The sequence below is a fragment of the Pseudomonas sp. 2822-17 genome (assembly GCF_002742485.1).
Taxonomy (GTDB): domain Bacteria; phylum Pseudomonadota; class Gammaproteobacteria; order Pseudomonadales; family Pseudomonadaceae; genus Aquipseudomonas; species Aquipseudomonas cyclaminis.
This window is the reverse complement of record NZ_LJRZ01000738.1, coordinates 176192-197904: the sequence shown is the minus strand read 5'-3', so window position 1 is coordinate 197904 and position 21713 is coordinate 176192. Positions and strand designations below refer to the sequence as shown.

The following is a 21713-nucleotide window of genomic DNA, read 5'->3' as shown; positions in this document are numbered from 1 at the left end:
AGCCGTTATCACACGGCTGCCCAGGACCTCTTGATGACGATTGCAAAACACCTCGCGTGTGGCTGTCTGTGCTTGATGGTAAACATTGGCCATACCGCATCACTGATCCAACCCACCGCCATCGATTGGCTGCTGGACTGCCCCCTCCCCGCCCTCGAACGGCTGGACCCCAACGTGGTGTCACGCACCCAGTGCGGCGTCGTGACCGTACCGCGCAACTACGCCGCGCCTCGGCAAGGCACCCTGCGCCTGCACCTGACCCGCGTCGGCGCCCGCGAGCCGTTGAGCCGCGAGGGAGTGGTGTTCACCCAGGCCGGCGATACCGCGCCCAACAACCAGAGCACCTTCGTGATTCACCTGGCCACCCGCTGGGAATCCTATGCCACACAAGCGTATCGCAAGCTGGTCAACCGTTATGACGTCATCGAGCTCAGCCCTCGTGACCTCAGCCAACAGAACGGCGTAGAACACGCCGCACGGGACATGGAGTTCGTACGTGCCCAACTGGGGGACGCACAACTGCTCTATCTGGGTAACGCCGATGGCACGCGGTTGGGCAGCCGTTACAGTGCGCTGTATCCAGAGCGTGTCGCACGCATGGTGCTGCTCAACGCTGAACACAGCACGACAGCTGCATCCCAGGTCGAACTACTGCGCCTCAAGGATCCCGCAAGACCGGACGCCGGCGGCTGCATCAACCGCTGGGTGGGCGACTTCCTGGCGTATGGCAGACAGCCGCCACGCTCAACTCGCTGTCTTGACCCAGACGGTTGGGAGTAGCGCGCCGATGGAGCCGCCTGCCAATCCCCGCTTCTGCGTGATCAGTTCTACAATGCCCCCATTCATCCCCAGGGGTCTTCATGGACATCGAACTGGCACGCACCTTTCTCGAAATCACCCGTTGCGGCAGCCTGGCGGCGGCCGCTGAGAAACTTCACGTCACCCAGACCGCCATCACCGCACGGGTCAAAAGCCTGGAAAGCCAACTGGGCAGTACGCTGTTTATCCGCAACCGCGCCGGCGCACGCCTGACCGCCGACGGCGAGGCCTTCGTGGTGTATGCCAACCAGTTGCTGCAAACCTGGGAAGCCGCGCGGCGTGACCTGCCGTTGCCCGATGGCTATCGCAATGTGCTGCACATCGGCGGTGAGGTCAGCCTGTGCAACCCGTTGATGCTCGGGTGGGCCAAGGCGCTGCGCGAACACATTCCCGGCCACGCGCTGCGCACCGAAGTGCGTGAAGGCGACTACCTGTTGCGCCAGCTGGAACTGGGCGTGCTCGACGCGGCGCTGGTGTTCCAGCCGCAATACTGGCCGGGGTTGCAGGTGGAACAGGTACTGGAAGAAAAACTGATCCTGGTGCAATTGGTCAGCAAGCCGGCGCCGTACGTCTACATCGACTGGGGGCCGGGCTTTCGCCAGCAACACGACGCCGCCCTGCCCGACAAGGCCCGGGCTGCGGTGAGCTTCAACCTGGGGCCGTTGGCCTTGCAGTACATCCTCGAAAATGGCGGCGCTGGCTATTTCCGCACGCGGGTAGTGCAAAGCTACTTGGACAGCGGTGTGATGCAGCGTGTGTCCAAGGCGCCGGAGTTCAGCTTCCCGACCTTCCTGGTGTATTCAAGGGCGCGGGATTCGGCGGTGTTGCAGCAGGCATTGGCGTTACTGCGCGATGTGGTCAAGGCCGAAGGTGACTGGTCACAACGCTGGGATCCACTGATGTGAAACGGGCAGTGAACTAGCGCGATCCTGAAGCCGGGCTAAGCTCAGTCACCACCCAAAACCGCTATGAGCCCCAACGACAATCAGGAATCGTCATGAGTACCCGTCCAAAAAAACTGCGCCATCTGCTGTGTGTGTTGCTGCTGGCGGTGGTCGCCTTTTTGCTGCTGATGCCGACCAAGGTACAACCGGTGAACTGGGCGCCGCCCAACGCGCCATCGATGAAAGAAGGCCCTTTCGCCGAGAACCAACGCCTCAAGGGCGTGCAGAAAATCGGCGCCCAGGACATCGCCGGGCCGGAGGCGTTGCTGTTGGATGCCCAGGGTTTTCTCATCAGCGGCCTGCAGGATGGGCGCATCATCCGCACCTCCCCCGACAGCCGCAACCTTGAGGTACTCGCAAATACGGGCGGACGCCCGCTGGGGCTGGCGCTGCACCCGGATGGGCGCTTGATCATTGCCGATGGCGTGAAGGGTCTGCTCGCACTGGATGCCAACCGCCAACTCACCTCCCTGAGCACCGGCGCCGATGGCGTGCCCTTCGGTTTTACCGATGACGTCATCGTGGACGCCAGTGGCCGCTATGCCTATTTCAGCGACGCATCGAGCCGCTGGGGGTATGGCCAGGATGGCGAAGCCGTGATCGAGCATGGCGGTGATGGTCGGCTGCTGCGTTACGACTTCAGCAATGGCCGCACCGAGGTGTTGCTCGACCAACTGCAATTTGCCAACGGCGTCGCCCTGGGCCCGGACGAACGCTACGTACTGGTGAATGAAACCGGCGCCTATCGCATCAGCCGCTACTGGCTCAAAGGCGAACGCGCCGGCAGCCACGACCTGTTTATCGACAACCTGCCAGGCCTGCCGGACAACCTGAGTTTCAACGGCCAGGACCGCTTCTGGGTGGCGCTCTATTCACCGCGCAATCCATTGCTGGACAGCTTTGCCGGCTACCCGCTGCTGCGCAAAGTGATGGTGCGTGCACTGATGGTCGTGCCCAAGCCCATCGAGCGCAAAGCCTTTGTGCTGGGGTTGGATACCAACGGCAAGGTGATCGCCAATTTGCAGGATGGCAGCGCAGGCAACTACTCACCGATTACCACCGCGCGGGAGTATGGCGACTGGTTGTACCTGGGCTCGTTGAAGAGCACGAGCATGGCGCGCTTGCCGTTGCAACTGGCGTTGGCGCCGGAGTGAAGGACGGGCAGCCTGAGCTCTATCTGAAGCATGGAGATCCAATGTGGGACCTCGAATCCGCCTTAATACCCCGTCATCTCCAGATACCCCACCCCGCCCTCAAACCGCACCGGCCCTTCCCAATACGGAATCCCCAGGTTCATCCAGGCATTCGGGTTGACGGCTTCGGTGGTGATATCCAGCTGTTTGCGAGGAATTTTCAGCGACCAGCGCGTAGGAATGTTGCGCCCATCAATGGCCGTGCTTTCCAGCGGGGCGAGTTGGATATCGGCGTTGTGCAACGTTTCGGTACGTCCCTGGGCGTCGATCCAGGTGCCGGTGAGATAACCGCCGCCGTCCTTCTGGCGTACGCGAAACAGCATCAGTTGCGCGCCCCGATCCAGGTGCAGGGAGAACCAGTCCCAACCGGTCTGGTTGGCGCTCAGGGGTTGGCTGCTCCATTCGCGGTCGAGCCAGGCCGGGCCGGTGACTTGATAGGTGTTACCGTCAATGCGCACACTGCCTTCGGCAGTGAAGAACGGCTGACTGTAGTAATACGACGCCTGGCCCTGGTCGGATTTGCGGCTGTAGCCGTTGTCGCCTTGCAACACCAGCGGCCGACTGGCGGTGAGGCGCAGGTCGTAGGCGAAGTGCGCATCGCTGGCCTTGAGTTGCATATCCGCCAATGCACCGACTGCGCCAGGACGGCTGGCAAAGTTCCAATCGTCGATCCACGCAGTAAACGGCGCGGCCTGGGCACCGGCCTGGCCAACGCCGCCACGGGCTAGACGTTCGGCGGCGTAATGACGGTTGGCAGAGGTGACGGCGGCATGGCCGAGCCACACCGTCGAATCCTGCCAGCCGGCCTGGGTCGACCCGGCTTTCAACGCGTTGCGAAACAGCGTCCATTGCACGCCGAACACATTGCCCTCGGCATCCTTGAGGTTGGCGGTAACGTACCACCACTCGATGCGAAAGCCGTCATGGGGGCCGTGGTCCTCGGGAAAGCTGAACGCCTTGCCGGGCACCACTTGGGCAAAGTCCGCTGCATCGCTGCCCAGGCCTGCGAAGCTCTCCTGGGGTGCGGGGACTTTGTCACAGGCCGCCAGCAGCCATAACGTGCAGATCAACGCCTTAATCTTCATGGGCAAAGGTCCGAAGCAAATCCGCCGGGCGGCTGCGGTACAACTGCCACAGCGGCCAGGCCGATGCTAACAATGTGGCCAGCATCGCCAGCCCGAGTAATTGTGCGAGCTGCCACGGGAACACCTGCAATGGTAGCCGCCAGCCAAAGGCCTGTACGTTGATCACCGCGTCCAGGCACCACGCCAGCAGCACCCCCAGCGGCAACGCCAGCATCAGGGTGAGCACCGCCAGCAGCCAGGTCTGGCCCAGGTTCAGCAGCATCAATTGTCGCCGTGTCACGCCCAGCGCCCACAGCGGAGCGATTTGGCCGAGGCGGCTCTGGCTCTGGGTCAGCAGGCTGATGAACAGCGCCACGCCGGCCACGCCCAGGGTCAGGCTGTTGAGGGCGGCGGTCGCGGCGAAGGTACGTTCGAACACCTGGCTTGACCAGCCCTTGAGTTGCTGTTGATCGACGATACGGCTGTCGTCCAGGGCAAATTCGCGCTGCACTTCGCGCACCAATGGCGCCACATCGGGCGGCGCGACGCGCAGGTTGAAACGCGCCGGCGAGAGGGTCGGCCAGTGCGCCAGCAGGTGCGCGGAATTGACCAGGATATGCCCCTTGGGATTACCGTAATCGGCGTAGATCCCCACCACCTTGGGCGACCAGGCACCTTGCGGCGTGGGGATATTGATCGAATCCCCGAGCCTGACTGACAACCTGCGCGCCAACTGCTCGCTGAGCATCAAAGTGTCGTCACCCAGCAGTTGGTCCCAGGGCTCAGCGACAGCCTCCAACAACGGCCAATGCTGACGATAGGTCGGATCATCGACCACCCCGAACACATCCGCCGGCCAACCCTGCACTTGCACCGCGACCTGCCAGGTCGGCAACACCCTCTGTACCAGCGATTGGTGCGCCAGCCAGGTGCTGAGCTGATCCGCCTGGGCCGGGGTTTGTGGGTTGAGGTACAGCTCGGCCGTCAGGCGTTGCTCCAGCCAATGATTGAAGGTGTGGCGAAAGCCTGACGTCATGGAACCCGCGCCGATGTTCGCGGCCAGGGCCAGCAGCAACGCCATCAACGCCAGGCTCAAGGCCGGCAATTGTTGGCGACAATCGGCGAGAAACCATTGGCCCAGTACCGAACGGCTGCGCCCCAGCACGGCCTTGAGCAGCCCGTTGAGCAGCACCGGCAAGCCCAGGGCAGCGCCGAGCAGTAACGCCGCCATCAATATAAAACCAGACGCCAGGCTGTCGCCCAGCCAAAGCGCCAACAGCGCGATCAGCAACGCGGTTGCTGCGATCCAGCCCTGGCGCCGTAACCAACGGCCATGGGCTTCGTGCCAGGCCTGGGCGTTGGCCAGCGCCAGCAACGGCAGGCGCGCCGCCCGCCACACGCTGCTGGCGCCGGCAAGCAAGGCGCCCAACAGGCTCAAGCCGAGCCCCGCCAACCACCACCACGGGCTCAGGCTTAACTGTCCCGGTACTTCAGCGCCATATAACCCCCTCAGGCTGGCAGCCACATCCGGCAGCAGCAGGCTGGCCAGCAGGTAGCCGCTGGCAACGCCCAGCACACCGCCCAGCAGCGACAACGCGCCCAACTCCACCGCAAGCCCGAGGATCAACAAACGCGCACTGACCCCGCAGGCACGCAAGGTGCGCAACAGTGCGCGTCGTTGCTCCAGGGCCAGGCCGATGGCCGCGTGCACGATAAACAGCCCCACCACAAAGGACAGGAAGCCCAGCGCATCCAGGTTCAAGTGAAAGCTTTCGGTAAGGCGCGCCAGGTTGTTGTCCTCGCCCTGCCTGAGTTGCAGCCCGGCGGGTGGCGTGGGATGCCCGGCGGCGAAGGCCTTGTCCAACAGCAGTCGTGATAGTTGCCCAGGCATTTCCAGCAGGGGTTGAGCAAAGCCGATATCGGTGAGTAACAGGCCGGGCGCCATGTCCGGCTGCGCTTGCAGGGGCGGCAGGCGTTGCCCGTTCTGCGCCAGGGGTTGCTGCCCTTCGAGCAGCCCCAGGGCCTGCAAGGTTTGCGGCGCGATCCAGGTCCGCCCCGGCGGTTCAAAGAAGGCAAGCATCTGCGCCTGGCTCAAGCGCTGCCCCGCTACCGCACCGCTGCCGGGCAACGACAGCGGATCAATGCCCATCAATTGCAGGCGCACGTCCTCATGCCCCTTGAGCTGCAAACGCCCCTGCACCACCGGCGACACCGGCCAACCGGCGCGGCGCAATTGGGCGAACAGCGCTTGCGGAAAACTGGCCGCGTCCGGCGCACTGAGGCTGGCCTGGGGTTCGCCGCCGATCAACTGGCTGGCGCGGGCATAACTGTCGCGCGCCTGAGTATTGAGGGCCTGCACGCCGGTCAAGAGTGCAGTGGCCAGCCACAAGCCGGTAAGCACGCTGAAGAACTGCACCGGATGGCGCCGCCAATGGCTGAGCAACGCGCGCAGTGTCCAATAAAACACCGCCATGTCAGCGCGCATCCGCCGGCAGGACGCGGCCGTGATGCAACACCACCTGCTGGTCCAGCCGCGCCGCAATGCGTGGGCTGTGCGTGACCATCAACAGGCTGGTGGGGCTGTCACGCAACAGGTCCAGCAGCAGTTGCAGCACCTCGTCGCTGGTGGCTTCGTCGAGGTTGCCGGTGGGTTCGTCAGCCAGCAGCAAACCCGGCCGTGACGCCAAGGCCCGACCTACCGCGACCCGCTGTTGCTGGCCGCCCGAGAGCTGTTCCGGATAGCGCTTGAGCAAGTCGCCCAGGCCCAGGCGTTCGACCAACTGCGCCTGCCAGCGCGGATCAAAGCGCCCCGCCAGGCGGGCCTGGAACGCCAGGTTGTCGTCAACGCGCAAACTGCCGATGAGGTTGAACTGCTGGAACACCAGGCCGATTTCAGTGCGCCGCCAGTGGGCCAGTTGCGGCTCGCTCATCTGGTCGAGACGCTGCTCACCCACCTGGATACTGCCGCGATCCAGCCGATCAAGCCCCGCCACCAGATGCAACAAGGTGCTCTTGCCGCTGCCCGACTCGCCCATCAACGCCAGGCTGCTGCGTGGGGCCAGGTGCAAATCAACACCGGCCAGCACCGCCAATGGGCCTTGAGGAGTCGTGTAGCTTTTGAAGACACCTTGCACCTGCAACATGGGAGCACTCGATTGATGGGCGGCCATCGAGAATAACGGCTGCGCCATTGGGCCACGCAAATTTTTCACATGGATTTCACCGGTTGCCCACTCGCAGCCCTCTAAATTGCCGGTTATGCGCCACGCGTCGGCTACTTGATCAGTGGCCACGCCTGACAACTTTTAACCGCCGCATGTTCAGCGAAAAGACAGCAGCCCTGTGACAGCCTCCTGCTTCACTGCGGCTATTCGCCAACAAGTTGCGCCTAATTAATACAACATTGCCAACAGTGTCCAAGGTGAATGAAGTGGTAGACATTACCCTGACCAAACCACGCTCGCCCCGGGCTTTTTTCAAGCGCCTGCAACGTCTGTGGCTTGGTATTGCCGTGATCACTGCGCTGCTCGCTTGCAGCCTGCTCTGGCCGGCTTCGCCACGGGATCTCGGCGTGGGCAACCGCCTGCTGACCTCCCAGGTCATGCCGCTGTGGCGCGACGGCGACGTGATCGTGCTGGTGCGTCATGAAGAGCGCTGCGACCGCTCGACCAACCCGTGCCTGGGGCCGGTCGAAGGCCTGACAATCAACGGCAGCCAACAGGCAGAAAAACTCGGCAGCGCCTTTAAATGGTTGGGCATGGACGGTAGTGACGTACTCGCCAGCCCGGCCATTCGTACCGCCCAGACCTTGCGCTTCATGTTCGGTAAAAACGAGCTGACCTCCGGACAGCAAGCCGTCTGCGGCGCAGCCATGGGTGAGGAATTGCTCAGCCACAAGCAGCCGGGGCGCAACCTGGTATTTGTAACGCACAGCGGCTGCATCGCCGACTTCGAAAAATCCCAGGGCTTCCCCCGTGCGGCATTTCCCGAGTACGGCAGCGCCCTGTTCGTACAAGTGTTGCCGAACGGTAAATTCAAGACCCTGGGCATCATGAACAATCCGGACTGGTCGGCTGCGCTCAACCATCTCTGAAGTGATTGCCTGTGTTCAGCAACAAGACAGCCCTGTTCTGGCATGTTTAGTTGCGCCTTTGAATTAAGCCCCCCATGACTCTCTCCTGTTACTTAGTGACCGCTGTGACTGTTTGCACCATGACCTCATTACTTAAAACCCCTGGCTTTAAACGTCAAGGAGCGACGTTTTCATGACCCGTTCAAATCCCCTGTATCTGCTGTTGCTTGCCTTCGCCGCGTTCTATCTATTGCCCTTGGGCCTGCACGGCCTGTGGACCCCGGATGAAACCCGCTACGCCCAGATCAGCCAGGAAATGCTGCAGTCCGGTAACTGGGTGGCGCCGCACTTCATGGGCGTGCGCTATTTCGAAAAACCCGCCGCCGGGTATTGGCTGATTGCCCTTGGTCAAGCGGTGTTCGGCCAGAACCTGTTCGGCGTACGCATCGCCTCAGCCCTGGCCAGCGGCTTGAGCGTGATGCTGGCCTACCTGATCGCTCGCCGCCTGTGGAACGACCCGCGTAAAAGCGTCGCCTGTGCCCTGCTTTACCTGAGTTTTGGCTTGGTGGCGGGGCAAGCGGGATATTCCAATCTGGATCCGCAATTCACCCTCTGGGTCAACCTGAGCCTGGTTGCGCTGTGGTTTGCCCTCGACAGCAGCAACCTGCGTGGACGCCTGACGGCCTGGGCGGTGTTGGGATTTGCCTGTGCCATGGGCTTCATGACCAAGGGTTTCCTGGCGTGGGCGCTGCCCGTATTGATTGCCGTGCCCTATATGCTCTGGCAACGGCGCCTTTGTGAGCTGCTGCGTTATGGCCCGCTGGCGGTGGGCGTGGCGGTGCTGGTGTGCCTACCCTGGGTCCTGGCAATCCATAGCCAGGAACCGGACTTCTGGCGCTTCTTTTTCTGGAATGAACATATTCGCCGCTTCAGCGCCGACAACGCGCAACACGTGCGGCCCTGGTGGTTCTTCCTGCCGATCATCGCCGTGTCGTGCCTGCCCTGGGCCGGGCTGCTTCCCAGCACCCTGCGCCAGGCCTGGCAGCAAATACGCCAGCCGGCTATCGGTTTCCTGGCCTTGTGGCTGCTGCTGCCCCTGGGCTTTTTCAGCCTGAGCAACGGCAAGCTGCCGACCTACATCATGCCGTGCCTGTTGCCCCTGGCATTGCTGATGGGACACACCTTGAGCGACCTGCTGCGCAACGACCACCCACGCGCGCTCAGGCTCAATGGTCTGCTCAACCTGGTGATCGGCATGGCGGCCATGCTCGGCCTGCTCTACCTGCAAATCGCCCGGCCGCTGTACGGCAACAGCCTCGCCGAGATGTTCAGCCTGTCCCTGGCCTTCATCGTGTTACTGGTGTGGATCCTCACCAACCTGCTGCAAGCCGTGCGCCCGCTCACGCTATGGGCGCTGCCGGCCGTGGGCATCGGCGTGCTGGTGATCCTGCTGCCAGCGAGCATGCCGGCGCAGATCGCCGATAACGAAATGCCCGACCAGTTCGTGCTGGAACACCTGGACGCGTTGCAACACACCCACGCCCTGCTGAGCAACGAACTGGGCAGCGCCAGCGCCCTGGCCTGGCGCCTGCAACGCACCGATGTGGCGCTGTATGGCACCGAAGGCGAACTGCGCTACGGCTTGCAGTTCGCCGATGCAGGCCAACGTAAAGTCGATCTGGATCAAGTACAGGCCTGGCTCGCCGAGGCGCGCCAGCACGGCTCGGTGGGCGTGCTGATGCGGGTCGACAGCACCAGCGAAATGCGCGAGGCCGGGCAGTTGCCGCTTGGGGGTAAGCGTTATTCCAAGGGGTATTTGCAGCTGATTCTGTATCCGCAGTTGCCTGCTACAGACGTAGACTCGCTGCATAAATAAAAGCCTCGTCCAGACTCTTAGCGCCGTACGCCCGCATAAAACCTTGGGCATCAGTGAAACGATTGAACCGCCGCTGACTGACCATGTAGAAATCATCGCAGTGAGCAACGATCTCATCGACATTATGCGACGAGACCAGTACGGCGACTCCTTCCTCGGCGGCGCCCTCCAGACACTTCCAAATATGATGACGAAACTCAGGATCAACACCCGCGGTAGGCTCATCCAAGATAACCAGATCAGCGTTGGCGCTAAGAAGAGACAACGTAAAAAACCAGCGTTTTTCCCCATAACTGCACAGAGATGATTTTTTTGTCCATATTTCGCAATACCGATCTGCTATCCCAGGACTCCACTTCTCAATTTTCTCCAGCGCATGTTGTTTATCAAGCTTACTGTCAGAGCAAAAAAGCATTGTCATCCTGAAAACATCAAACATACGAAACACAGGTGGCGTACTAATCACTTGTGACAAGTAAAGTAACTTCGAAAAAGACCGAACGACTTCACCCGCTTCGATTTTTTTCAAGCCACACACCACATCAAAGAACGTTGTCTTACCAGACCCGTTAGCACCTAACAACCCGCATATTGACCCAGCCTCAACGGTCAGCGCGGCATCTTCAAACAAAGTTTTCCGCGCACACCTGACCTCAAGCGAATTCACAACAAGCCGCTTCATCAATAACGACTCCATACAGGGTTAATAGTTAAAAACCGAAACACAATCCAAAGCGTAACAAAAAACGAAACACCAATAACCAACGCTATGAACCAGCACTCAGCGACACCTACCAACATAATATGGTTAGCCCACCACATAGGATTAATAAAGCTTACTCTTTCGAGAACAGGGCTGGACGTCCCAATGCTGACGATTCCAAGCGCTAACATTGTAAGCGACGCAATGGAAAAAACCGTGCTTGAATTTTGAAAACCCAAGGGAACAAGAGTCAATAAGAGAGCCGGTATCGAAAACAATAAAAAACAAATATAGAACCGCCCAAGGATGCCAAGAAGCTCTTCTACCTCGACCGCACCATTATAGCTGCGGGTCAGCAAATAAAAAACACAACAATATACGAGCGATATTATAGAATAGGCTAAATAATGCCCAAAAAGAAAAATAACTTTATTATCATCCGTATAGACAAAAGACCTCAAAAACCCACTTTCCCTGCGACCAACGATATAAAACGCCAATCCAAACAAGGCAACACTTGAAGCGACGAAGGAATAGAACCACGAGGCACTGGACAAATAGTCATTGGGCGCGTCGTTATTCGCCCCTCTCGAATAAGTTATTAAATAGTAAGTAACCACCGGAGACAACACCGACCAAAACAGCGCAACGGGCTCTTTTAATTGTTCTTTAACGAATAGTGACGCCAGCAACACAGGCTTAACGAATGAGTAGCGATTCATTACACACCTCAGGGAAACGGGACCATTCTATCCTTCCGGGAAACCAGCATCGACAATCACACATATACCAATGCGACGTAGACTCCTCAAAAATTTTGCCATCACTTCATCTCTCCTTTCACACAAGTTGTTCTCAGCCACTTCCCGAAAAGTGACAAAAACAATCTAGTACACGCATGGAGAAAAGCCCAAAAGATAAAAAATTCCTCGTAGGAAAATTAACTACCGAATTTAGGAAGTTTCCCTCACTAATTTCAGAAGTTAAATACTTGCGAGCAACGTCGGCCTCCAACCAACCAAGGATGGGAAGATGTGAACACTTATAGAATTAACAACTTACGAACCGCAGATTCGCACTAAAAATCTTTCCTACCCCCGAGGGGGGTTTAAAGATTCAGAGCTGTACCGAGGGAACCAACAAAAATATCCGACAAACGGCCTATATATTCTTATCAGTCGTCCATACCAGTCCCTAACGTCTGGCTCGCTCGTGCTTTATCGTCGAAAAAGGTACTCGAAGGATGATTTACAACCCCGTAGCGAATAAATCAGGAGTGGATTAGAAGCGGGCGATCATTGCGGGAGTTTGCAAACCCACATTGATTGCCTTTCATATCCGCCGCCGCCGATCAAGCTGCGGAATCGCCGTCTGCGCCACCTCCACCCGCTGCACCTGCGCCACAGTTCTGGCGGCCAGTTGCGCCAGCGTCGGCTGACTGAACAGGCTGCGCGCATCCACCTCCAGCCCGGCCTTGCGCAGGCGCGCGACCAGGTTCACCGCCAGCAGCGAGTGCCCGCCCAGTTCGAAGAAGTGGTCGTGGCGCCCTACCCGTTCCAGCTTGAGCACCTGCGCCCAGATGCCGGCCATCAGGGTTTCCACTTCGCCCTGGGGCGCTTCATAGGCGCGGCTGAGCACCGCTTCCAAACCCGGTTCTGGCAACGCCTTGCGGTCGAGTTTGCCGGCGGGGTTGAGGGGGAGTTCTTCAAGCGCCACGAAGGCCGCCGGTACCATGTATTCCGGTAACTGCTGCAGTACATGAACGCGCAAGTCTTCCAGGCTCGGCGCCGGTCCGCGCAGGGTGAAGTAAGCGACCAGTCGCTCATCGCGAATCAGCACCGCCACCTCACGCAACGCTGGATGCGCCAGCAGGCACGATTCGATTTCGCCCAGTTCCAGACGCACGCCGCGCAGCTTGACCTGGAAGTCGTTACGCCCAAGGAATTCCAGGTTGCCGTCCGGCTGGTAACGCACCAGGTCGCCGGTGCGGTACAGCCGATCCCCCGGCACAAACGGGCTGTCGATAAAGCGTTCGGCCGTCATCTGCTCCAACCCCAGATACCCACGGGCCACGCCGACGCCGCCGATATGCAACTGGCCGCTGACGCCCATGGGCACCGGCGCGTCGTGTTCGTCCAGCACATACAGGCGCGTATTGTTGATCGCCCGGCCGATGGGCAATTGCAGCGCCGGGACCGGTGCGCCGGGTTCCAGGGTCCAGGCGCTGCTGTCCACCGTGGCTTCGGTGGGGCCGTAGACGTTATGCAGGCGCACCTTGGGCAAACGCGCCTGCACGCCACGGGCCAGGGCTTCGGTGAGTTCGCCGCCGCCGCACAGCACATCGGTGAGGCTGGTGCACAGCGCGGACTCTTCCAGTTCAAGGAACTGCTGCAACATTGCCGGTACGAATTTGATCACGGTGATCTGTTGCTCGCGAATCACCTGCGCCAGGTAAGCCGGCTCGCGATGACCATCGGGCCGCGCCAGAACCAGGCGCATGCCATTGGCCAGCGGCCAGAACAACTCCCAGACCGAGCCGTCAAAGCTGAACGGCGCCCGTTGCAACAGCGCGCCGCCCTCGGCATTGGGGCACAACTGCGAGCCCCAGTGCATCAGGTTGCCCAGGCCACGATGTTCGATCATCACGCCCTTGGGCGTGCCGGTGGAGCCGGAGGTGTACATCACGTAGGCTAGGTTGGCGACGCTCAGCCCTGGCACCGAGGGGTTGCCGTCCGGCGCGTGGCTCCAGGCGCAGTGGTCAAAATCGATCACCGGGATGGCGACTTCACCGGGCAAGTCGCGGGTGGCCGCGTGCACCAGCAGCGCCACCGGTTGGCTGTCCTGAAGCATGTAGGCCAGGCGTTCGCGGGGGTAGCCGGGGTCCAGCGGCACATAGGCGCCGCCAGCCTTGAGGATCGCGAGCAACCCCACTACCAGGTCCAGGCCGCGCTCGACGCACAGCGCCACGCGCGAATCTGGCTGCACGCCACGCTCGCGCAGGTGGAAGGCCAGGCGGTTGGCGCGCTCGTTGAGTTCGCGATAAGTCAGTTGCAGCTCACCGGCCTGCACCGCCACCGCGTGGGGAATATGCCGCGCGTGGGCTTCGAACAGCGCCTGGACGGTGAGGGTTTCAGGGTAGTCGGTGGCGGTGGCGTTGAAGTCCAGCAGCAGTGTCTGCACTTCGCGGGCGGGCAGCACCTGCACGTCACGTAAAGGCGCTTGCGGCGTGCGCTCCAGTGCCTCGGCCAGGTTGATCAGCGTGGTTTCCAGGTAGTCCAGGGTACGTTCGGCGCCCACCGTGCGCGGGGCTTTGGCCTTGAGGTTAAAACCGCCGGCGGTATCGTCCACGCTGAGCATCAGCGGGTAGCTGAGAATGTCTTCGGCACTGACCAGGGCAATGCCCGGCACCAGCACGAGGTCGCGCTCGGTATCGGTATGACGGTAATTGAGCAGGCTGTTGAACAGCGGCGCCGCGCCGCTGCAACGCTGGGCCAAGGCCAGCGACGCTTGCTCATGGGCGAGCAAGGCGCTGAGTTGGTGATGGGTGTCACGCAACGCATCCGCGACGTTTTGCCCGGCCAGGTGCAGGCGTAACGGCAAGGTATTGATGAACATACCCAAGGCGCGATCGGCGCCCTCGCCCGCCTGCAAACGGCCGAGCAACACGGTGCCGAACACCCCGTCAGCACGGCCCGCAACGCGGCTGAGCACCTGGGCCCAGGCCAAGTGGAACAGGCTGGCGGCGCTGACGCCCAGACCACGGGCCTGGGCACGCAAGCGCCGGTTGAGGTCGTCACTCAGAGCACGCTGCGCTTCTTCGGTATCCGCCCGATTGGCCTGGCGCTCCTGCACGCCGAAGGCAAACGTGGGCTCATCCACATCGCCCAGTTGCGCACGAAAAAACGCCTCATGGGCCGCCTGGCGCGCCGGTGAGCGGGACTGCGCCACCACATTGCGATACGGCACCGGTGCCGGCAATTGCGCCTGTTGGCCGAGCAGGTGGGCGCGGATTTCCTGCATCAGAATCGTGGTGGACGTCGCATCGTTGACCAGGTGATGAAAGCGCAGCCGGGCCACCCAACCCGTGGGCGCTTCGGCATAGTCCAGCGCCATCAACGGTGCCTGGCGCAAATCCAACGGGCTGTCACCGTCACGCCAAGGTTCCACACGCAGGCGGGCCGCACGCCACACCACTTGCATCGGCTGCTCCAGGGCATCCCAGGCCAGGCTGGTACGCAGGATGTCGTGGCGGTCGATTACCTGTTGCAGGGCCAGGGCAAAGGCGTCCAGTTGGTCGCGCCGCGCAAAGCTGAACTGTGCCTGTTGCTGGTACGGGTCATGCTCGTCGGTGAGGTGGTGGTAGAGCAAACCTTCCTGTAACGGCGCCAGGGGGTAGATTTCCTGGACGTTGGCCGCACCGCCGGGAATACCGGCATTGATACGATCAATGCTGGCTTGATCGAGCTCGGCCAGCGCCAGCAACTCCGGGGTGATATGGCGACAATCAGCGGGGACGCGATTGGCCGGCACCTCCACGTCGCTGCCTTCACTCACCGCCGCCAGCGCCGCCAACGTCGGCTGGCCGAACAGCACCTGCACATCGGCGCGCAACCCGGCCTGGCGCATGCGCTGCACTAATTGCACGGCAAGCAACGAGTGCCCGCCCAGTTCAAAGAAATGGTCGTGACGGCCCACTTGCTGCACCTGCAACAGCTCGGCCCAGAGTTGGGCGAGGACGGTTTCCACACCGGCTCGCGGCGCTTCGAACCGGCGAGTGACGAACGCCACCTGGGTCGGCGCCGGCAATGCCTTGCGGTCGAGTTTGCCGTTGGCGGTCAGGGGCCACGCCTCCAGGGGCATGTAGGCCGCCGGCAGCATGTAGTCAGGCAATGAGGCGTGCAGGTGGGCGCGCAGGGTTTCGATGTCCACGGGCTGGCGTGGGATAAACCAGGCGAGCAATTGCCCGTCGCGAGATTGCACCACGGCTTCCTGAACATCCGCATGGGTGGCCAGCGCCGATTCGATTTCCCCCAGCTCGATGCGCATGCCACGGATTTTCACCTGGTCGTCATTGCGGCCCAGATATTCAAGGTTGCCGTCAGGCAACCAGCGCGCGAGGTCGCCGGTGCGGTACATCCGGCCCGGCGCAAACGGGTTGTCGAGAAAACGTTCGGCGCTCAGTTCCGGGCGATTCAGGTAGCCGCGCGCCACGCCTTTACCGCCGACGTACACCTCCCCCGCCACGCCGATGGGAACAGCGCGCTGCCGCTCATCCAGCAGGTAGATCGCCGCGTTGGCGACGGGCGCACCGATATGCAACGGCTGGCCTGCCTCGACGCGGCCGAAGGTGGCAACCACGGTGGCCTCGGTGGGACCGTAGTTGTTGATCACATCGAAAGTCTGCGCACGCGAGAAGCTGCGCAGACGGTCACCGCCGATCAGCAAGGTGCGCAAGGTCGGGTGCTCCAGCCGCTGGCTGAAGGCGTATTCAGCCACCGGTGTCGGCAGGAAGCACACATCCAGCGGCTGCGCACGCCACCAACCGAGCAGCGCGTCGATGTCCTCCGCGCCGTCATGGGCCGGTGGCAGGTGCAAGGTGGCGCCCACGCACAACGCCGGCCAGACTTCCCAGGCCATCGCGTCAAAACCAAAGCCTGCAACGCTGGCGGTGTGGCTGCCCGCGTGCAGGTTGAAGGCCTGGCAGTGCCAGTCCACCAAGTTGCAGACGCTGTGGTGTTCGACCATCACGCCTTTGGGCAAACCGGTGGAGCCCGAGGTGTAGATCACATAGGCGAGGTTCGACGGCTTGACCGCCACGTGCGGGTTGGCACCGAACTGGCGCGTCAGTCGGTCCAGCTCGATCACTGGCGCCGCCTGGGCAGGCAGGCGCTGCAGCAAATCATGCTGGGTCAGCACCACCACCGGCGCGCTGTCTTGCAGCAGATAGCTCAAGCGTTCGGCGGGATGGGCCGGGTCGACCGGCACGTAGCAGGCGCCAGCTTTGAGAATCCCCAGCAGGCCCACCAGCGTGTCCAGCCCGCGCCGCGCCAGGACGGCCACACGGTCATCGGGTTGCACACCCAGCTCGATCAGTTGATGGGCCAAGCCATTGGCTTTTTGATTGAGTTGGGCGTAGGTCAACGGGTGGCCCTGGTAAATCGCGGCCACAGCGTCCGGCGTGCGCACGGCCTGGGCTTCGATGCGGGCGTGCAGGGTGTGTGGCTGCGCGTGCGCTTGTTCAGTGGCGTTCCACTGCTGCAGTCGGGCCTGTTCGGCGGGCGTGACCATGCAGAACGCGCCGGCTGGCAACTCGGGGTTATCCAGCCCCTGCTCCAGCAACCAGGTAAAGCGCTGGGTCAAGGCGAACACCTCGTCGTGCTGGAAGTACGCTTCGTTGTAGACGCAATGCAGACTTGCGGTGTCCTGGTGGCGGTTGCTGCGCAGGTGGAAGGCGAGCGGCAGCGCTTCATGGTGGTTGGACACCTTGATCGCCCGGGCCTGGGTGGCGCCGTAGCGCAGTTCATGGGCGTCCTGCTCGAAGGACACCGACAGGTCGAACAGTTGGGCGCGATCGGCACGGTGCAGGCCCAGCTCGCGGTTCATCTCGCTCAACGGGAAACGCTGGTGACGGAAATCCTGCTTGAGCTGGTCGCGCACGCCGCGCACCAAGGCACAGAACGGCAGGTGTTCATCGAACTGCAAACGCACTGCGCTGACCTGGGCAAACAAGCCCACGGTGGCGCGAAAACGCGCGTTGGAACGGTTCAGGATCGGCAGCCCCACCACCCAATCGGGGCGCTGGGCGGTGCGGGTGAAATACACATACATCGCCGCCAGCAGCACATGGAACGCCGAGGCCTGGTAACGGCTGGCCAGCTGTTCCATGCGCTTGAGCAGGGCGATGGGAAAGGGTTGCGCCAGGGTGTTGCTGGGCGTGTTGGCGACGTACTTCGACGGGAACAAAGGCTCCGGCAGTACCTGGTATTTATCCAGCCAGTAGGCGCGATCGCGGGCGAAGCGTGTTGAGTCGCGGTAGCGCTGGTCGGCGTCGATAAAGTCGATATAGGACAGCGCCGGTGGCTCGGGTGGGTAGCCTTGTTCAAGAGCGGTATACAGGTGCGCCAACGATTGCAGCATCTGTCCAAAACCCCAGCCGTCGAGGATCACATGATGGGCCTGGGTGCCGAGCCGGTAGTGGTTGTCGGCAAGCTTGACCAGGAAAAAATGGAACAGCGGCGCGCCCTCCCGCGGATACGGCCGTGCCATGTGCGCCTGCATCAAGGCCTGGCTCGCTGCATGCGGGTCGGGCAGTGCGCAGAAATCGTGCTGTGCCACTTCGGTCACCAACGCAGGGGCGAAGGTTTGTCGAGGCAGGCCGTGGTCATCACTGTGCAGTTGAGTGCGTAGCGCGTCGTGCCGGGCCACCAACTGCTCGACGGCGCGCTGGATCAACTCGGGCACCACCGCACCTTCGAAGTCGACATAACCGCCGATGTTGTAGAGCGGTGAGTCGCCCATCCGCAGTTGATCGAGCCAGATGTCCTGTTGGGCCGAGGTGAGGGGGAAGCTGGCCGGCAGGTTGGGAAATTGCTGCATAAGATCCTTCTCATGGGTGTCAGGCGCTGGCCGCGCAGGGAGCCCCATGACGGCGAAATTGCCGGATTTGAGCATGGGGGTCGGGGGCTGTCTGTCACCCGAAACCCGGACATTCAAATGGATGGATCCGGGTTGGCTGAAGGTTCACTGCTGAAACGATTAAAGAGTTGTAGGACATCGACTACATCTGGTCGCTGCTGGTTTTTTACAACGGCCCTTTAAAATAACTATTTTCTATATAAATCATTAACTTAATCGGTCATCAGATTTGCGCTGCGTTTTTCTTGACCGGAAACAGCTTTCAGAAACGTCGAATTAATGACGTGGTTTTTATGGCAGCTTGTGTCCCTCGTTTCCGCTACATACGTAGGACAAATCCCCTGGCTAAATAAAATCTCGAGTGCCGACTCTCGTTCATGAGGAACGGATCGCCCCCCAGAGGCCCAGGGAGTTCGTTGACGGTTTTCGACATCAAGGATGAGATGGCTATGAGTTTGAAGCGCAGCATGGGTAACACACAGAGCCCGAATTTCTACGCTGAAATGGGTGAATTGATTGCACACAGCGGCCATGAGGCGTTTGCCGACCATATGCTGCATCTGGTCAGCAAATGGATACCGATCCACTTGGTGGACCTCAGTGAATGGACCCTCGACGAGCTGCGCGACCGCGTGCTCGATATCAAGCTCCTTGGCAGCGCTGGCCAGAAGCAGGACTTGCCTGCGCCTCTGGCCGTACGCCCGTTGGACGACCACCCGCTGCTGCAGCAAATGCTCAGCATGCAGGACCCATTGCTGATCCAGATGAGCGCCAAACCCAACAGTGCCCACCCTCGCGGCACCTCGCACCAGTGCAACCTGGTGTCGCGCCAGGGCAACCGGCGCTGTGTGATTTCGTTCTACCGGCCGCCGAGCGAGCGCGGGTTTTCCTTGGCCCAATTGTCGTTTCTCAAGTGCCTGTCCGACACCCTGCTGCCACTGATCGAACGCCACGCCAACGTGCTGCGCCAGGCGCCACAGGCCCAGGCGGAGCCGAGCTATACGCTGCTTGAGCAATCGCAATTGCAACGCGAGTTCTACAAGCGCCTGTCCCTTGGAGACATCACCCTGTCGGCCCGTGAGCAGGAAGTGTGCCTCGGCCTGTTGACCGGCGGCACCGTGCCGCAGATGGCGGAAAAGCTCAGCGTGAAAAACAGCTCCATCGAGACCTACCTCAAGCGCGCCGCCGCCAAGCTGGGTGTGAGTGGCCGACATGGGTTGGCGAAGTGGATGGTGGGCGCTTGATGAAAACACTCTCTCTCGCCGGCATGGCCTTCGTGCTCGCTGGCTGCTCGCTGATCCCTGAGTACCAGCGGCCCGTGGCGCCGACGCCTGAACAATATCCGCAGGCCGGCGTGTATGCGCTGGCGCAGGCCGGCACGCTGGCGCCCTCCTCGGACTGGCAGCAACTGTTCCATGACCCGGCGCTGCAACAGCTGATCCGCGAAGCATTGGTCAACAACCGTGATCTGCGGGTGGCCGCGTTGAACGTCGAGGCCTTCCAGGCGCAGTACCGTATCCAGCGTGCCGACCTGTTCCCGGCGGTGTCCGCCACCGGTGCCGGCACCCGCCAGCGTGTGCCTGGGGAGGTGAATGGCACCGGTAAGTCGGCGATCACCTCCACCTATTCCGCCACCCTTGGCATCAGCGCCTATGAGCTGGATTTTTTCGGCCGCGTGCGCAGCCTCAGCGAGCAGGCAATGCTCACGTACCTGGGCACCGAAGAGGCGCGGCGCAGCGCGCAATTGAGCCTGGTGGCCAACGTCGCCAATGCCTACCTGACCTGGCGCGCCGACCAGGAACTGCTGGCCCTGGCCCGGCAAACCCTGACGGCCAACGACCACAGCCTGCACCTGACCAGCCGGAGTAAAACCGCGGGTAAAGCGTCAGCCCTGGACGTGGTGCAAGCGCGCACCAGCGTCGAAAGCACCCGCGCCAGCGTGGCCCGGTATGAGCGCCAGGTGGCGCAAGACCTCAACAACCTGGCGCTGCTGGTGGGTGGCCCGGTGGATCAAGCGTTGCCATCCCGTCCACTGGCGGATGACCTGGTGGCCAGCGTGCCCGCCGGGTTGCCCTCGGATCTGCTGCAACGCCGCCCGGACATCCTCCAGGCCGAGTACCAACTGCGCGCCGCCAATGCCAATATCGGCGCCGCCCGCGCCGCGTTCTTCCCGTCGGTGAGCCTTACCGCCAACGCCGGCAGCACCAGCACCGAACTGTCGGGGCTGTTCAAGGGCGGCTCTGGCAGTTGGACGTTCCAGCCGCAAATCAACCTGCCAATCTTCAACGCCGGCAGCCTGCGCGCCAGCCTCGACTACGCCAAACTGCAAAAGGACATCACGGTGGCGCAGTACGAAAAATCCATCCAGACCGCCTTCCAGGAAGTCGCCGACGGCCTGGCGGCCCGGCAGACCTATACCGACCAGCTCAATGCACAACGGGATTTCGTCGCCGCCAACCAGGCGTATTACGATTTGGCCCAACACCGCTATCGCAGCGGCGTGGACAGCAACCTGACCTTCCTCGACGCCCAGCGCTCGCTGTTCAGCGCGCAACAGGCACTGATCGTGGATCGGCTGGCACAGTTGGTGGCGCAGGTGAACCTGTACACCGCGCTGGGTGGGGCGTGGGGGGATGGGGCAGTGCTGACGACGCAGCGCTAGAGCAATGCCTATGGGCAACATCCTTGTAGTGAGCAGGCTTGCCCTGCGCCGGGCTGCGCAGCGGCCCCATTACTCAACAACCCCGCTCACCCGAGACTTTGTGGCGAATGATGTTGGGGCCGCTGCGCAGCCCAGCGCGGGGCAAGCCCGCTCACCACATAGAGCAAGCTCACTACGACTTCCCAGACGCGAGCAACTTCCTTGTAGTGAGCAGGCTTGCCCTGCGTCGGGCTGCGCAGCGGCCCCATTACTCAACAACCCCGCTCACCCGAGACTTTGTGGCGAATGGTATTGGGGCTGCTGCGCAGCCCAGCGCGGGGCAAGCCCGCTCACCACATAGAGCAAGCTCACTATGACTTCCCAGACGCGAGCAACATCCTGGTGGCGAGCAGGCTTGCCCTGCGCCGGGCTGCGCAGCGGCCCCATTACTCAACAACCCCGCTCACCCGAGACTTTGTGGCGAATGATGTTGGGGCCGCTGCGCAGCCCAGCGCGGGGCAAGCCCGCTCACCACATAGAGCAAGCTCACTACGACTTCCCAGACGCGAGCAACTTCCTTGTAGTGAGCAGGCTTGCCCTGCGTCGGGCTGCGCAGCGGCCCCATTACTCAACAACCCCGCTCACCCGAGACTTTGTGGCGAATGGTATTGGGGCTGCTGCGCAGCCCAGCGCGGGGCAAGCCCGCTCACCACATAGAGCAAGCTCACTATGACTTCCCAGACGCGAGCAACATCCTGGTGGCGAG

At 61.7% G+C, this 21713-nt stretch carries 13 protein-coding genes; 7 read left to right on the top strand and 6 right to left on the bottom strand.

Annotation, left to right across the window (positions count from 1 at the left end):
- The first annotated feature begins 33 nt into the window (after nt 1–33).
- The 3 genes from AOA60_RS24985 (at nt 34) to AOA60_RS24975 (ending at nt 2917) form a co-directional block, all read left to right on the top strand.
- Nucleotides 34–780: an alpha/beta fold hydrolase gene (locus AOA60_RS24985; RefSeq protein ID WP_099586593.1), complete on the top strand. Its 747-nt coding sequence runs from the start codon at nt 34–36 to the stop codon at nt 778–780.
- Between the two features lie 80 nt (nt 781–860).
- A complete protein-coding gene (locus AOA60_RS24980) occupies nt 861–1724 on the top strand; it encodes a LysR family transcriptional regulator (RefSeq protein WP_099586592.1) in 864 nt (287 codons plus the stop codon).
- A 92-nt stretch (nt 1725–1816) separates the two neighbouring features.
- Entirely contained in the window at nt 1817–2917 is a 1101-nt protein-coding gene (locus AOA60_RS24975; protein ID WP_099586591.1) for an SMP-30/gluconolactonase/LRE family protein, read from the top strand.
- A 62-nt stretch (nt 2918–2979) separates the two neighbouring features.
- Here the strand turns inward: AOA60_RS24975 and AOA60_RS24970 are convergent, their stop codons facing one another.
- From AOA60_RS24970 to AOA60_RS24960, 3 genes are read right to left on the bottom strand one after another with little or no spacing between them, the layout of a single operon-like run.
- A complete protein-coding gene (locus AOA60_RS24970) occupies nt 2980–4041 on the bottom strand; it encodes a lipocalin-like domain-containing protein (protein ID WP_099586590.1) in 1062 nt (353 codons plus the stop codon).
- Nucleotides 4031–6493, bottom strand: coding sequence for an FtsX-like permease family protein (locus AOA60_RS24965; RefSeq protein WP_099586708.1), 2463 nt, complete (start codon nt 6491–6493; stop codon nt 4031–4033). Before AOA60_RS24965 ends, AOA60_RS24970 begins: the two co-directional genes overlap by 11 nt.
- 1 nt (nt 6494) lies before the next feature.
- A complete protein-coding gene (locus AOA60_RS24960) occupies nt 6495–7163 on the bottom strand; it encodes an ABC transporter ATP-binding protein (protein WP_099586589.1) in 669 nt (222 codons plus the stop codon).
- A 269-nt stretch (nt 7164–7432) separates the two neighbouring features.
- Here AOA60_RS24960 and AOA60_RS24955 point away from each other — a divergent pair, with 269 nt between their 5' ends.
- A complete protein-coding gene (locus AOA60_RS24955; protein ID WP_099586588.1) occupies nt 7433–8113 on the top strand; it encodes a histidine phosphatase family protein in 681 nt (226 codons plus the stop codon).
- A gap of 172 nt (nt 8114–8285) precedes the next feature.
- Nucleotides 8286–9968 carry a lipid IV(A) 4-amino-4-deoxy-L-arabinosyltransferase gene (arnT, locus tag AOA60_RS24950; RefSeq protein ID WP_099586587.1) on the top strand — a complete coding sequence of 561 codons (1683 nt, stop codon included), beginning with the start codon at nt 8286–8288 and terminating at the stop codon, nt 9966–9968.
- Here arnT and AOA60_RS24945 read toward each other — a convergent pair.
- From AOA60_RS24945 to AOA60_RS24935, 3 genes are all read right to left on the bottom strand, one after another.
- Nucleotides 9940–10650 (bottom strand): AAA family ATPase, encoded by a 711-nt coding sequence (locus AOA60_RS24945; protein WP_099586586.1) that lies wholly within the window; start codon nt 10648–10650, stop codon nt 9940–9942. The two genes, arnT and AOA60_RS24945, sit on opposite strands and share 29 nt — an antisense overlap.
- Entirely contained in the window at nt 10650–11393 is a 744-nt protein-coding gene (locus AOA60_RS24940) for an ABC transporter permease (RefSeq protein WP_099586585.1), read from the bottom strand. The genes AOA60_RS24945 and AOA60_RS24940 overlap by 1 nt, the downstream gene beginning before the upstream one ends.
- Before the next feature lie 610 nt (nt 11394–12003).
- Complete coding sequence (locus tag AOA60_RS24935; RefSeq protein ID WP_099586584.1) at nt 12004–18267, bottom strand: non-ribosomal peptide synthetase; 6264 nt, start codon at nt 18265–18267, stop codon at nt 12004–12006.
- Nucleotides 18268–18755: 488 nt separating this feature from the next.
- On the opposite strand from AOA60_RS24935, the gene AOA60_RS24930 reads away from it, so the two are divergent.
- The gene (locus AOA60_RS24930; RefSeq protein ID WP_099586583.1) at nt 18756–19550 is read left to right on the top strand and encodes a helix-turn-helix transcriptional regulator; all 795 of its coding nucleotides are present in this window, start codon (nt 18756–18758) and stop codon (nt 19548–19550) included.
- Nucleotides 19550–20968 carry an AdeC/AdeK/OprM family multidrug efflux complex outer membrane factor gene (gene adeC, locus AOA60_RS24925; RefSeq protein ID WP_099586582.1) on the top strand — a complete coding sequence of 473 codons (1419 nt, stop codon included), beginning with the start codon at nt 19550–19552 and terminating at the stop codon, nt 20966–20968. Before AOA60_RS24930 ends, adeC begins: the two co-directional genes overlap by 1 nt.
- The last annotated feature ends 745 nt before the right edge of the window (nt 20969–21713 follow it).